A 12,743-nucleotide genomic window follows, 5' to 3' on the forward strand; every position below is an offset into this window, starting at 1 on the left:
TCAGATCCGATCAGGCCGTCTGGACGGCAGCGGGAGCTGCAGCGCGGCGTTCGATGGCATGGAGAAGACCGCCGGGGCGCGTGTAGACCACGTAGGTCAGCCCGAGGCAGAGGACGTAGAAGGCGAGGAACGCCCAGAGTGCGCCGACGGGCGAACCCATCATGCTGAGTGACGTCCCGTAGGCCTTGGGGATGAAGAAGCCGCCATAGGCGCCGATGGCCGAGGTGAAGGCGATGATCGCCGCCGACTCGCGTTCCGCCTGGCGGCGCGCGTCGTCGCCGGTCAGTTGCGGCATCAGCCGGGCCACTTCCTTACCCATGATCACCGGGATCATCTGGAAGGTGGAGGCATTGCCGACGCCGGTGAAGAAGAACAACGCCATGAAACAGGAGAAGAAGCCCCAGAACGCGCCTGGCTGGTCCTTGATGCCAAGGAAGAAGATCACGCCGGCGACTGCCGCAATCATGCCGGCAAAGACCCAGAAGGTGACGCGGCCACCGCCGTACTTGTCAGACATCCAGCCCGTACCGGCCCGCGACAACGCGCCGACCAATGGCCCGAGGAAGACATACTGCAGGGCATTCACGTCCGGGAAGGTGATCTTGGCCAGCAGCGGGAAGCCTGCGGAGTAGCCGATGAAGCTGCCGAAAGTGCCGATGTAGAGAACGCACATCAGCCAGTTCTGCTTGCGGCCGAAGATGACCGCCTGCTCCTTGAAGCTGGCGCGGGCATCGGCGATGTCGTTCATGCCGATCCAGGCGGCCGCCGTGGACGCGAGAATGAAGGGCACCCAGATGAAGCCCGCGTTCTGCATGAACAGCTGACCACCGTCGCCAAGCTGCTGCGGTGCGCCGCCGATGGCTCCGAAGACCCCGACCGTGATCACAAGCGGCACGAGGAACTGCATCACCGAGACGCCGAGATTCCCGAGACCGGCATTCAGTGCCAGGGCATTGCCCTTCTCTGCCTTGGGGAAGAAGAAGCTGATGTTGGCCATCGAGGAGGCAAAATTGCCGCCACCCAGCCCGCACAGCAGCGCCAGCACAAGGAAGATCAGATACGGCGTCTCCGGATCCTGCACCGCATAGCCGATGCCAAGCGCCGGGATCAGCAGCGAGGCCGTGGACAGTGTAGTCCAGAGCCGGCCACCAAAGATCGGCACCATGAAGCTGTAGAAGATGCGCAGCGTCGCCCCGGACAGCGCCGGCAGGGCTGCCAGCCAGAAAAGCTGGTCCGCCGTGAAGGCAAAGCCGATGGCCGGCAGCCGCGCGACCACGACCGACCACACCATCCAGACAGAGAAGGCAAGCAGCAGCGCCGGGATCGAGATCCAGAGATTGCGCCGGGCTATGGCCTGTCCCTTCGACTGCCAGAACGTCTTGTCTTCCGGCTTCCACTCGGTCAGGACGCCGCTCATTACCGTTTTGCCGGGCACGTGAATGTCCTGCATTTCCGGCAGCTCCGGTAGCCGGTCAAGCACGGCGCCATGGGCCGCGCGCTCCATCTGCCGGATGGAGAGATGCATCCAGGCGAGCGCAACCGCGACAAGGGCGAAAAGCAACGCAAAGCAGCTGGTGTAGATGCCGGTGACGTCCAGCAGCGCACCGAAGATGATCGGCAGGACAAAACCGCCAAGACCACCGATCATGCCGACAAGGCCACCGACGGACCCGACGTGATCGGGATAGTAGACAGGGATGTGCTTGAACACCGCCGCCTTGCCAAGGCTCATGAAGAAGCCGAGCGCAAACATGGTCATGACGAAGGGCCACAGACCCATTTCAGTCGAGAAGGTGATGAGGCCATCCTTGCCGCGAATGACATAATCCGTCGGCGGGTAGGACAGCATGAACAGGAACACCAGCGAGAAGCCGAAGGTCCAGTACATGACGGCGCGCGCGCCGAAGCGATCAGACAGATGGCCGCCATAGGCGCGGAACAGCGAGGCAGACAGGGAGAAAGCAGCCGCCGCCATACCGGCCGTCTTCACGTCAACGCCGTAGACCGAGATCAGGTAATGCGGCATCCACAGTGCCAGCGCCACGAAGGCCCCAAAGACAAAGAAGTAGTAGAGCGAGAAGCGCCAGACCTGCAGGTTCTTCAGCGGCGCAAACTGCTCGGCGAGCGAGGGTGCCTTGACGCCGGACGCACGCCGGGCGGTGAGCTGCGGATCGTCCTTGGCCAGCAGGAAAAATGCGACGGCCATGAGTGCAAGGCCGATGGCCCAGACATGGGCAACGCCCTGCCAGCCATAGGCCACCATGACAAAGGGCGCGACGAACTTGGTCACCGCCGCCCCGACATTGCCCGCGCCGAAAATCCCGAGCGCCGTGCCCTGGTGGCCAGCGTCATACCAGCGCGAGACATAGGCGACGCCGATGATGAAGGAGCCACCGGCAAGGCCAATTCCGAGCGCTGCCAGCAGATACATCGGATAGGTGGTGGCGTAGGTCAGTGCCCATGTCGCGGCCGCCGTGAGCAGCATCTGCGCAGAGAAAACCAGACGACCGCCGTATTTCTCCGTCCAGACGCCAAGGAACAGCCGTGTCACTGATCCGGTCAGGATTGGCGTTGCCACCAGGAGTCCGAACTGGAATTCGGTCAGACCCAGTTCTGTCTTGATGGCAACACCGATGATGGAAAAGATCGTCCACACTGCAAAACAGGCCGTAAAGGCGATCGTACTCAGCGCAAGCGCGCGGTTTTGCGCGCCGCTGGAAACGGATGGCGACGTAATCACAGGGTACTCTCCCAGCTTTGACACCCATTCGCGTCGGGATGTCATGCGGAGACTGGCGAGAGATCGTCCGCGAAAACTTGACCTGCATCAAATATCTGACGCAGCGAGACGAAATAAACGCAAAGGTCGAATTGTTATTACAGTCGATTGATCTGCTAGGACTGAGATGACGTGTTTTTGAATTTTGCGATTGACATTTATCAATCGTCGAGGGCAAATCACGCAGGGAGACAGTGACAACACATGAAATCAGCCTATCTGGCCGAAATCCGGCACCTCGATCTGTTTCGCAGCATGCGGGACGAAAATTTCGAAGCCGTGATGCGCGGCGCCTATGTACAGTCGTTTCCGCCCCTCGTGGACCTGATCCGCGAAGGGGACAGCAGCGATTTCCTGCATGTCGTCATGGATGGCAGCGTTGAACTCTTCGCCACATGGACAGGCAAGGACACAACGATCGGCATCGTGCGTCCGGTCTCCACCTTTATCCTGGCCGCGACCATCCGCAGTGCGCCCTACCTGATGTCGGCGCGCACATTGGAGCGCTCACGCATCGTCATGCTGCCCTCGGAGGATGTGCGCTCGATCTTCGACGAAGACAGCGGCTTTGCGCGTGCGGTTGTCCGCGAGCTTGCCAGTTGCTACCGCGCCTCGATCAAGCACACCAAGACCCTGAAGCTGCGCACATCCCTGGAACGGCTGGCGAATTACGTGCTGCAGGAAAGCGCAGCGCGCAATGGCGTTGATGCCTTCCTGCTCGACATCGAAAAGCGCAAACTCGCCTCGCTGCTCGGCATGACGGCCGAAAACATGTCCCGCGCAATCAAGGCCCTCGCCCCCTATGGCGTCCACATCGAAGGCAACCGGGTGGTGATCGAGAACCGGCCCGACCTTGAAGCCTTCGCCAAGCCAACACCCCTCATCGACGACCCTGCGTCCTGAGCCCTCTTGTGCAGCTTGAGATGACCACCACACGTCTAGGGGAGGTAATGACCGGCAAGGGGATCGACGCCGAACAGCACCGGATGCAACAGCAACAGCATTCCGAGCAGGGCCAGTGCGGCAAGGACGCGGAACACGGTTGCAGCGATCGGCTGCAGGCTGGCAGACAGCGGAGCCCTTTGGACCGCAGCATCCAGATCATGCCAGGGAGGTCCCATGCGGCGCCGGTTGCGACGGTTGATCATGCCCATTCCCAGCAGGGCGAACGCCAGGAAGCTGCCGAACAGCACCGCATGCGCCAAGTCGCCATTGACCAGAAGATGCGCAAAGGACCACAGCGCCAACGCCAGCAGCAGCGGATGACGCGTCAGCCGCACAATGCCCGGACGGGCAGCATCGAAGCGGTGATTGTCGAGGCCGCCAAAGGAAAACGGGTTGGGCCGCCCGAGTGCCAGACAGACGATCACGAAGGCCAAGAGCATCAGGCAAAATGCCACCTGCGCCAGCAGGGCGGATGTGTCCCACAGGTGGATATAGGGCGCACGCCCCGCCGCTCCGATCACCCAGGCCAGCAGCAGCAGGGACAACAGCGAATACAACAGTGTAAAGCCCACGGCTCCGAACCTTGCGACAAGCGCTGAGCGGACGAGCGGGAACGTCGGAACGCGGTGCGCTAACAAAAACGCCGCGAAGGCCAACGCGAACTCGGCTGCTCCAAACATGCCACTCATTCCTCGATCCTCCAGGGGCCGGGAACTACCAGAAGCGATCCAGTGCCAGCAGTCTGTTCCGTATCCGGCCCAGTCCATGCCGCAGCCTGCGGCGGCCCCAGCCGCAGCAGATCAACGGCCCGCGCCGCAATCTGGGCGACCGCTGCCTCCAGTGATGACGGCCGGTGATAGAAGGCCGGCACCGGCGGCAGGATAATGCCACCCATCTCCGTCACCAGGCTCATGTTGCGCAGATGCGCCAGCGTCAGCGGCGCTTCGCGCGCCATCAGGACCAACGGCCGCCGCTCCTTGAGATGCACTGAAGCAGCTCGAACCAGCAGATTGTCATCCAGCCCGTGTGCGATGGCCGCAAGGCTGCGCATGGAACAAGGAGCAACGATCATCCCGGCGGACGGATAGGAGCCGGAGGCAATGCGCGCACCCACATCCGACGACGGGTGTCGCGCGGATGCCAGCCCGCACAAGTCCATCAGCGCATGCGGTCCACATTCCAGCGCCAGGGTGCGTTCGGCTGCCGGGCTGATCACGAGATCGAAGGCAATGCCACGGTTCTCAAGTTCGCCCGCCGTCGCCAGCGCCAGCATCGCCCCGGAGGCACCGGAGACACCCAGCACGACCGTGTGCATGGCAGGTCTCATACCAGTCCCTCCCGCGCAAGAATATGTTCGGCAGCGGCTTCTGCCGCCGGGCTCAGTTGCATGACCGTGCCATAGGGGCGCTGGGTCTCGGATCCGATCTTGGTGGTGGCATCGAGCCCGATCTTGCCGGCCAAACCATCCAGCGGCGAGGCAAAATCGAGATAGTCCATCGGCGTGCGATCCAGGACGAGGCTGTCCCGCGCCGGATCAAACCGGGTGGCAAGTGCCCAGGCGATGTCGTCCCAGTTACGCGGATCTACGTCGTCGTCCACGACCACGATCATCTTGGTGTAACTGAACTGCGGCAGCATGCCCCACAACGCCAGCATGACCCGGCGGGCCTGCCCCGGATAGCGCTTGTCGATGCTCGCCACGGCCATCCTGTAGGAACAGGCGGCAGGAGGCAGCCACAGGTCGCGGATCTCCGGGATCTGCTGCCGGATCAGCGGCAAGGCCAGATCATTGAACACCTCGCCTATCACCGAAGGTTCATCGGGCGGCCGCCCGGTCCAGGTCGAAAGATAGAGCGGATCACGCCGGTGGGTGATGGCGCTGACTGTCAGTACGGGGAAAGCCTCGACCGAATTGTAATAGCCCGTGTGATCCCCGAACGGTCCTTCCGGCGCGACATCGCCGGGCTGCACCCAGCCCTCGACGATGATCTCCGCATCGGCAGGCACCAGCATCGGGATCGTCCGGGCCGACACGAGGCGCGTCCGCGCGCCGCGCAGGACACCCGAAAACGCCAGCTCCGAGACCGTTTCCGGCAATGGCAGTGCCGCCCCCAGCAACAAGGCCGGATCAGCGCCGAGGACCACTGCAACCGGCATCGGCTCACCGGCCCGTTCATAGCTGCGGTGATGCGCGGCCCCGCCGCGATGCGCCAGCCAGCGCAGGATCAGGCGGTCGCCGGACAGGACCTGCGCCCTATAGATCCCTGCATTGTAGGCGCCCGTCTCAGAAGGATCCGATCCATGCGGCCGGGTCAGCACCACTGGCCAGGTGATCAGCGGTCCGGCATCCCCCGGCCAGCAGGTCTGGACCGGCAGACGCGCCAGGTCAGGCCGGGACATCTGGTCTTCCTGCGACACGGCGCGGTCCACCACGCGGGGCCGGCTTTTCAGGGCGGCCGTGAGGTGCGGCCAACGCGACAAGGCGTCGCGCAGGCCATTTGGCGGCACAGGGTTGCGCAGCGCGGCAAGAAACGCCCCGAAGGATGGCACTGCATCAAGGCTGAGCCCCAGTCCGGCGGCAACCCGCGCCCGTGTGCCGAACAGGTTGGTGATGGCAGGAACAGGCATCACCTGACCGGTTGCATTCACCGGCGCATCGAAGCGCAGCACAGGCCCGCCCTTCAACAGCACGCGGCGGTGCACCGCCGTCATGTCCTCCACGAGATTGACGGGCGCGGCGATCCGCTTGAGATCGCCTGCCCCCTCGCACCAGTCAAGAAAGGACCGCAGATCCGGAAAGGCAGGTAACTGGCGCATAGGAAGTCCGTTCGGTGGCCATCACTTTTCCCACAAGCCGGGCTCGTCAAGGATGGCACAAGCCAGGGCAGCGTTTGGTTTGTCAGGATGCCGCACCTCGGCGGCACGTTGCCTGACAGGCGAGCAATAACAGGGCCTGTCGCCGGCGAAGTTGATGCGCATCAACTACAGCCGCAGCCGGCGCTCCTATGGTGCGCCCGACAGCGACATCCGGAGCCCCGCATGACCACTCTCGCCGGCGACACTCGGGCCGCGCGCCCGATTCCCGAAATTCCGCCCTTCCTCGCCCTTGGCCTGCGCCTTGCCCCGTCCGCGCCGGCCGGGCGGATCCTCAGCGAGGTCGCCCGCCGCATCCTCAACCGGCACCCGCGCCTGATCGAGCGGCTCGGCCCCTATCGCCAGAGCCGCTTCGCCCTGATGGCGACGGATGTGCCGATCAGTTTCCTCCTCGATCTTGGCAAGGATCCGGTTTGCGTCAGCCTGCATGCCGCCCCGCCGGAAGCGGATGCGCGCATTTCCGGCAAGCTGGCCGCCCTGATCGGGCTGGTGCATTGCGTGTGGGACGGTGACGCCCTGTTCTTCTCCCGTGACCTCACCATCGAGGGCGACACGTCTGCTGCCCTCGCCTTGCGCAATGCGATTGATGACGCGGAACTGGACATCGGCGCAGAGATTGCCCGCCTGACAGGTCCGCTTGCAGGTCCTGCCGCACGGATCATCAGCCTCGCCGAAGGCCTGACCGGGGTGCCGCTCACCCGGACGGAGGCAGTGCGATGATGGAACTGGTCTGTCCGGCCGGCACCCCCGCCTCGCTGCGCGCGGCCGTCGATGCCGGTGCGCATACGGTCTATTGCGGCTTTGCCGACGACACCAACGCCCGCAACTTCCCCGGCCTGAACTTCTCCCGGCCCGAGATGGCCGAGGGCATCGCCTATGCCCATGCACGCGGCGCCAGGGTGCTTGTTGCCATCAATACGTTTCCGCGCGCGGGCGACGAAGCGACGTGGCACCGCGCCGTTGCCGACGCAAGCACCGCTGGTGCGGACGCGGTGATCCTGGCCGACCTTGGTCTCATCGCCCATGCTGCCGAAGCGCATCCCGGACTTCGCCTGCACCTGTCGGTGCAGGCAGCTGCTGCCAATGCCGACATGATCAACTTCTACGCCGCAACCTTCGGCGTGAAGCGCGTGGTGCTGCCGCGCGTGCTGAGTGTCCAGGAGATCGCGGCGATCAACCGCGAGATTGACGTCGAGAGCGAAGTGTTCGTCTTCGGCGGGCTATGCGTCATGACGGAAGGCCGCTGCTCGCTGTCGTCTTACATCACCGGCCGCTCGCCCAACATGAACGGCGTCTGCTCCCCGGCAAGTCACGTCACCTACACGGAAGAAGACGACGAACTGGCCGCACGCCTCGGCGGCTACACCATCCATCGCTCTGCCAAAAGCGAGGCCGCGCCCTACCCGACCCTGTGCAAGGGCTGTTTCAAGGTCGGCCCCCGCACCGGCTATGTCTTCGAAGACCCGGCCAGCCTCGATGCCTCGGAATTGCTGCCGGCACTCGCCAAGGCCGGTGTTTGCGCGCTGAAGATTGAAGGCCGTCAACGGTCACGTGCCTATGTTGCACAAGTCGTGCGCAATTTCCGCAACGCCGTCGAGGCGCTTGAGGCCGGCCAGCCCATGCCCGCCGGCATGCTCGCCGGACTGACCGAGGGCCAGAGCGCCACGGCCGGTGCCTACAACAAGATCTGGAGATAAGCCGATGGATCTGACGATTGGCCCGATCCAGGGCTTCTGGGATGCCGATCTTTGGAGCGCGTTCTATGCCCGTCTCGCTGAGGAGCCAGCCGTGAAGCGGGTCGTCATTGGCGAACTGGTCTGTTCCAAGCGCCTGCCATTTTATCAGGACCGTCTGCCTGAAGCGATCGAGCAGCTTCTGGCTGGCGGCAAGGAGGTGGCTGTCACAAGCCTTGCCCTCGTGACGCTGAAGCGTGAGCGCAAGATGACGGCGGACCTGCCTGGCCTCGGCCTGGACGTGGAAGTCAACGACCTGACCGCCCTCGCCCACCTGCCAGATGGCGCCCAGTTCTCGGTCGGTCCCCTGATCAATGTCTACAACGAGGGCACTCTGCGGTTTCTGGCGCGGCGCGGAGCCGCCCGCTTTTGCCTGCCGCCGGAACTGCCCGCCGCTTCCGTCGAACGCCTCGCGAAGGCCGCCGGAACCATTCCCGTCGACGTCTGGGGCTGGGGCCGCTTACCACTGGCGATCTCCGGCCGCTGCTACCATGCCCGCTATCACGACCGGCCGAAGGACCAATGCCAGTTTGTCTGCGCCGAGGATCCCGACGGCCTGGCTGTGGACACGCTCGAAGACCAGAAGTTCCTGGCAATCAACGGCGTCCAGACCCTGTCCGCCCAATGCGCCAACATGGCCCATGCGCTGGACCGGTTGAGGCATCTCGGGGTCAGCGGCCTGCGCCTGTCGCCCCAGTCGACCGGCTTCTTCGAGGTCATCGGACTGTTCCGCGACCTGATCGACGGCCGCATCGACGCTGAAGCCTTCAGCGAACAGGCGCTTCCCCATGCCCCGGGCGGCAGCTTCTGCGACGGGTTCATCGACGGTCCGAGCGGCGTTGCCTGGCGCAACCAGATCCCGGCCTGAGAATTCCCGGCGATCTGGGATCTGGGGCAGCCAGGTCCTGCTCCCAGGTCCCAGCCCAGTCAGCGCGGCAAGTTGCCTAGTGGGGCTTGGGACGAAAACTTGGCGCAACCAGTGGATCGGTACTCAGGCGGGCAGCGCCGATCAGATCGAGGCAATAGGGCACGGCGGCAAAGATCGCGTTCAACGAGGTCGCAATCGCTGCCGGCTTGCCGGGCAAGGTGATGATCAGGCTTTTTCCCCGTGTGACCGCCTCCTGACGGGACAGGATTGCCGTCGGGACTTCGGCAAGATTGGCTCGCCGCATGGCTTCCCCGAAGCCCGGCAAGTACTTCTCAGCGATGCGCGCCACGCCCTCGGGCGTCTGGTCGCGCAGATCCGGCCCCGTTCCTCCAGCAACCAGCACAAGATCGCACTGCTCGTCATCACACAATCCTGCAAGTGTCGAACTGACCATCTCCTCGCCATCAGGGATGAGACGCCGGACAACCTCGTAGGGTGGCTCAACGGCCGTCTTGAGCCAATCGAACACCGCCGGGCCGCTCAGATCCTCATAGACCCCGGCACTGGCCCGGTCGGAAACGGTAACAATAGCGATCTTGGGCATTTTCATGATCGGCGATCCTGTCTGCACGATGCGGCATCTAATTTCCTATTTTCATATCATTGGAGAGATCGCAGCGATTTGCGCCCGCGCAAACTGTCGGATTTCTGGAACAGATCCAGAGTTTGCGCCGCAGCAACGTCGCCTCCCGGTAGACCCCCTAGCTCTGGCCTCACCGTCAGCATTTGCCCTGTACCGGCAACACACGGGAGAGACCAAGCATGTCATCACCACATGAACCGCATCGACCGCCCGTCGAGCGCTTCACACGATCAGCCGCCCGCAATATTTTCTATGGCGGCTCTATCTTCTTCTTCGTCGTCTTTGTCGGCCTGACCGCGCAGAGCCATTGGCATATCGTGACCAAGTCCACCGACGAGTCGACGCTGAACGAGAGCGTCATTCGCGGCAAGCACGTCTGGGAAAAGCACGCCTGCATCAATTGCCACTCGATTCTGGGGGAAGGCGCCTATTTCGCCCCGGAACTCGGCAATGTCTGGGTCCGCTACGGCGGTAAGGATGACCCGCAGTCGGCACGCGAAGGCATCATCGCCTGGATGCAGGCACAGCCATCCGGCGTCGAGGGCCGCCGCCAGATGCCGCAGTTTCACCTGACCGACCAGGAACTGAACGACCTCGTCGACTTCCTCGAGTGGACCAGCCGCATCGACACGCAGGGCTGGCCGCCCAACGACGCCGGCTGAGGAGACAACGCCATGAAATACGCTTCACAAAGAGTGGCCTACTGGTACTTCGTCGGTGCCCTGGTCCTGTTCGGCGTGCAGATCCTTGCCGGCGCACTGGCAGGAACGGTCTATGTTCTGCCGAATACGCTGTCGGAACTGTTGCCCTTCAACATCATCCGCATGATCCACACCAACGCCCTGATCGTCTGGCTGCTGATGGGCTTCTTCGGCTGTGCCTATTACCTGGTGCCGGAAGAGGCGGAACGGGACATCGAAAGCCCTCTGCTCGCCTATATCCAGCTCGGCCTGCTGATGTTCGGAGCGCTCGCCGCCGTGGCTGGCTACACCCAGGGTATCCATGGGGGGCGCGAGTTCCTGGAGCAGCCGTTGTGGATCAAGATCGCCATTGTCGTGGTGGCACTTATCTTCCTCTACAACATCTCCATGACTGTCCTGAAGGGACGCCGCACCGCTGTCACCAGCGTGCTGCTGCTCGGGCTCTGGGGCATCGCCGTGTTCTGGCTCTTTGCCTTCTATGAACCGGACAATCTTTCCGTCGACAAGATCTACTGGTGGTACATCGTCCATCTGTGGGTGGAAGGCGTCTGGGAACTGGTGATGGCCTCCGTCCTCGCGTTCCTGATGATCAAGATGACCGGCGTTGACCGGGAAGTCATCGAGAAGTGGTTGTACTCGATCGTAGGCCTTGCCCTGTTTTCGGGCCTCCTTGGCACTGGTCACCACTATTACTGGATCGGTGCTCCCGGCTACTGGCAGTGGGTCGGCTCCATCTTCTCGGCGCTTGAAATCGCTCCGTTCTTCGCCATGGTCATCTTTGCCTTTACGATGGTGTTCAAGGGTCGCAAGGACCATCCGAACCGGGCGGCGATGCTTTGGTCATTGGGCTGCACCGTTGGCGCATTCTTCGGGGCCGGCGTCTGGGGCTTCCTGCACACGCTGTCTTTCGTGAACTACTACACCCACGGAACACAGGTGACGGCAGCGCATGGACACCTCGCCTTCTTCGGTGCCTACGTGATGCTGAATCTCGCCCTCATCAGCTACGCAATGCCCTATCTGCGCGGCAAAGCTCCCTATCACCAGACGCTGAACATCGTCTCGTTCTGGATCATGACCGGTGCCATGACGCTGATGACCTTTGCGCTCACCTTTGCCGGCGCCGTGCAGGTTCATCTGCAGCGGGTCATGGGCATGTCCTACATGGACGTCCAGGACCAGATTGCCCCGTTCTACTGGGTCCGCCTCGGCTCGGGCGTACTGGTCGTCATCTCTGCGCTGATGTTCCTCTGGGCCGTGTTCGGCCCCGTGCGGGACAGCCGCAAGGCCGCCCGTCCGGTCGGCTCACCCGCCGCCCAGCCGGCTGAATGATCCCGGATGCGGCCCCTTCACGGGGCCGCATCTGCCCGCAATCCTGCCAAGGAAGAAGCCGATGTCCGCCCCATCGTCCGCCGCTGCAGCCTCAGCGCTCCCCTTCTATGCTCCGACCGGTCTCGAGTGCCAACTGTTCGAGCAGGCCTATGCCAACCATTTGCCCCTGCTGCTGAAAGGCCCGACAGGCTGCGGCAAGACCCGCTTTGTCGCCCATATGGCCGCCCGCCTCGGCCGCCCGCTCTACACGGTTTCCTGCCACGATGACCTGACTGCCGCAGACCTGACCGGCCGCTTCCTGCTGAAGGGCGGGGAGACGGTCTGGGTCGATGGCCCCCTCACCCGGGCCCTGCGCGAAGGCGCGATCCTCTATCTTGATGAAGTCGTCGAGGCGCGCAAGGATGTCACCGTCGTGCTGCATCCCGTGACCGACGACCGGCGCACGCTGCCGCTCGAGCGCACCGGCGAGACGCTGGTGGCCCCGCCGGAGTTCATGCTCGTCATCTCCTACAATCCCGGCTACCAGAACGTCCTCAAAAGTTTGAAGCCATCGACACGCCAGCGCTTCGTGGCACTCGAGTTCGGCTATCCGGATCCTGAGACGGAAGCTGCCATCGTCTCGGCGGAAAGCGGCCTGCCAAAGGATCGCTGCATGCCGCTGGTACGGGTTGCCAATGCGCTGCGCGACCTCAAGGGACAGGACGTTGAGGAAGGCGCCTCGACCCGATTGATCATCTATGCCGCAACGCTGATCCGCGCCGGCATGAAACCGGCCATCGCCCTGGAGGCGGCCCTGCTGCAACCCCTAAGCGATGATCCGGACGTACAGGCCGCCCTGGCACGGGTCGCGGAACTGGCACTGGGGTAA

General features: G+C 63.4%; 12 protein-coding genes. 7 read left to right on the top strand and 5 right to left on the bottom strand.

Annotated elements, in window-relative coordinates:
• Positions 1–10: 10 nt before the first annotated feature.
• Positions 11–2,785: a nitrate/nitrite transporter gene (locus tag C8348_RS20180; protein ID WP_106755108.1), complete on the bottom strand. Its 2,775-nt coding sequence runs from the start codon at positions 2,783–2,785 to the stop codon at positions 11–13.
• 198 nt (positions 2,786–2,983) lie between these two features.
• On the opposite strand from C8348_RS20180, the gene C8348_RS20185 reads away from it, so the two are divergent.
• Positions 2,984–3,682 (top strand): cyclic nucleotide-binding domain-containing protein, encoded by a 699-nt coding sequence (locus C8348_RS20185; RefSeq protein ID WP_106755109.1) that lies wholly within the window; start codon positions 2,984–2,986, stop codon positions 3,680–3,682.
• 35 nt (positions 3,683–3,717) lie between these two features.
• Here the strand turns inward: C8348_RS20185 and C8348_RS20190 are convergent, their stop codons facing one another.
• From C8348_RS20190 to C8348_RS20200, 3 genes are read right to left on the bottom strand one after another with little or no spacing between them, the layout of a single operon-like run.
• Entirely contained in the window at positions 3,718–4,413 is a 696-nt protein-coding gene (locus C8348_RS20190) for an NnrU family protein (RefSeq protein ID WP_106755110.1), read from the bottom strand.
• Complete coding sequence (locus C8348_RS20195) at positions 4,410–5,039, bottom strand: UbiX family flavin prenyltransferase (RefSeq protein WP_106755111.1); 630 nt, start codon at positions 5,037–5,039, stop codon at positions 4,410–4,412. The genes C8348_RS20190 and C8348_RS20195 overlap by 4 nt, the downstream gene beginning before the upstream one ends.
• An 8-nt stretch (positions 5,040–5,047) precedes the next feature.
• The gene (locus C8348_RS20200; RefSeq protein ID WP_106755112.1) at positions 5,048–6,541 is read right to left on the bottom strand and encodes a UbiD family decarboxylase; all 1,494 of its coding nucleotides are present in this window, start codon (positions 6,539–6,541) and stop codon (positions 5,048–5,050) included.
• Between the two features lie 222 nt (positions 6,542–6,763).
• On the opposite strand from C8348_RS20200, the gene ubiT reads away from it, so the two are divergent.
• The 3 genes from ubiT to ubiV are packed head-to-tail and all read left to right on the top strand — an operon-like array spanning position 6,764 to position 9,199.
• Positions 6,764–7,318, top strand: coding sequence for a ubiquinone anaerobic biosynthesis accessory factor UbiT (ubiT, locus tag C8348_RS20205; RefSeq protein WP_208983837.1), 555 nt, complete (start codon positions 6,764–6,766; stop codon positions 7,316–7,318).
• Positions 7,318–8,295: a ubiquinone anaerobic biosynthesis protein UbiU gene (gene ubiU / locus C8348_RS20210; RefSeq protein WP_106755140.1), complete on the top strand. Its 978-nt coding sequence runs from the start codon at positions 7,318–7,320 to the stop codon at positions 8,293–8,295. The genes ubiT and ubiU overlap by 1 nt, the downstream gene beginning before the upstream one ends.
• 4 nt (positions 8,296–8,299) lie before the next feature.
• On the top strand, positions 8,300–9,199 hold the full coding sequence (gene ubiV, locus C8348_RS20215; protein WP_106755113.1) for a ubiquinone anaerobic biosynthesis protein UbiV: 900 nt from the start codon (positions 8,300–8,302) through the stop codon (positions 9,197–9,199).
• Positions 9,200–9,275: 76 nt separating this feature from the next.
• Here the strand turns inward: ubiV and mog are convergent, their stop codons facing one another.
• The gene (gene mog / locus C8348_RS20220) at positions 9,276–9,803 is read right to left on the bottom strand and encodes a molybdopterin adenylyltransferase (protein ID WP_106755141.1); all 528 of its coding nucleotides are present in this window, start codon (positions 9,801–9,803) and stop codon (positions 9,276–9,278) included.
• A 218-nt stretch (positions 9,804–10,021) separates the two neighbouring features.
• On the opposite strand from mog, the gene C8348_RS20225 reads away from it, so the two are divergent.
• The 3 genes from C8348_RS20225 (at position 10,022) to C8348_RS20235 (ending at position 12,743) form a co-directional block, all read left to right on the top strand.
• Entirely contained in the window at positions 10,022–10,504 is a 483-nt protein-coding gene (locus C8348_RS20225; protein ID WP_106755114.1) for a c-type cytochrome, read from the top strand.
• Positions 10,505–10,516: 12 nt separating this feature from the next.
• Positions 10,517–11,875, top strand: a complete 1,359-nt coding sequence (locus tag C8348_RS20230) for a cbb3-type cytochrome c oxidase subunit I (protein ID WP_106755115.1) — start codon at positions 10,517–10,519, stop codon at positions 11,873–11,875.
• A gap of 61 nt (positions 11,876–11,936) precedes the next feature.
• Positions 11,937–12,743: a CbbQ/NirQ/NorQ/GpvN family protein gene (locus tag C8348_RS20235; protein WP_106755116.1), complete on the top strand. Its 807-nt coding sequence runs from the start codon at positions 11,937–11,939 to the stop codon at positions 12,741–12,743.

Origin of the sequence: Pannonibacter carbonis, from assembly GCF_003012935.1 — a bacterium.
In the GTDB taxonomy this organism is placed as follows: domain Bacteria; phylum Pseudomonadota; class Alphaproteobacteria; order Rhizobiales; family Stappiaceae; genus Pannonibacter; species Pannonibacter carbonis.